Here is a 1,191-nt window from a genome sequence, read left to right on the forward strand (position 1 = left end):
ATGAGACCTTCTACCCCTACGAGCGACCCCCTTTCTCAAAAGCGGTTTTGATCGAGGAGCAAGTTCCGACACCCAAATTCCTGATTAGTCCGGAACGCCTGATCGAGTTGGCAATTGATTACCACCAGGGCCAATTTGTCGAGACAATCGATCGTGCGTCACGAACTGTCACGCTCTTTGGGGGCAAACGTTTGCCGTATGAGCGGATGTTGTTGGCCACAGGTGCTCGGCCGCGCGCCTTGAATGTGCCGATTGGCAATGGATGCAAATTGGCTTCTTTGCGCACTTACTCTGATGCACTAGCGATCCGGAAGGCTATCAAGGCCGGAAGCAAGATAGTCATCATCGGGGGCGGCTTCATCGGGTTGGAAGTTGCGGCAAGCGCTGTTTCGAAGAAGGCCACCGTGACGGTCCTTGAGGCGGGCCCGCGATTGCTGATGAGAGCGGTCCCAGCGAGCATTGCCGAGCGCATCCGGGCAAAGCACGAGGGTGCAGGCGTTTGCATTAAGGTGAGCTCTGCGGTTGTTGGCGTCGAACCGGCTGAAGGCCGTTCTTCAGTGGTATTGGCGGATGGGCAAAGGCACCTTGCAGATCTTGTCCTCATCGGAGTAGGTGCAACACCCAACGTAGAGCTCGCACAAGCGGCCGGATTAGCCATCGATAACGGCATCGCGGCTCATGAAACTCTTGCCACATCCGATCCTGACATCTTTGCGGCTGGAGATTGCTGTTCGTTCGTACATCGCCTTTATGGGAAACGCATAAGACTCGAAGTGTGGCGGAATGCCTGGCAGCAGGGGGCCGCAGCGGCGGCAAATATGTTAGGCGGCGATACCCCATATCAGCATGTCCCGTGGTTCTGGTCCGAGCAGTACGATGAGACGCTTCAGATCGCCGGTATCTACAGCGATGGGAACACGCCAATTTGCCGGGACCTCGGCGAAAAGGGGCAGCTCCATTTCTACCTTGCCGATGAGGGGCGCGTAGTTGCAGCATGCGGATTTGGCAGCCTACCCGCAATTGCGAAGGATATACGCGTCTCCGAGGCGATGATAGGGAAACGCCTAGCACCAAGCGCTTCCGCCCTTGCAGACGCCACGATCGCATTGAAATCCTTGATGGTTTAGGTCCGCTATGTGCTCGTATCCACCCTTGAGGCCGTCCGTCAGTTTGAGATATTGCAGCGCTGAG

Annotated in this window: 1 protein-coding gene; it reads left to right on the forward strand. The window is 56.5% G+C overall.

Annotated elements, in window-relative coordinates:
* Positions 1-1,127, forward strand: a 1,127-nt coding sequence (locus tag AC4FWB_RS34335; protein ID WP_491030636.1) for an NAD(P)/FAD-dependent oxidoreductase, incomplete at its 5' end; no start/stop codon positions are given.
* Positions 1,128-1,191 lie beyond the last annotated feature (64 nt).

The organism is Mesorhizobium sp. LEGMi-168a (assembly GCF_058312955.1).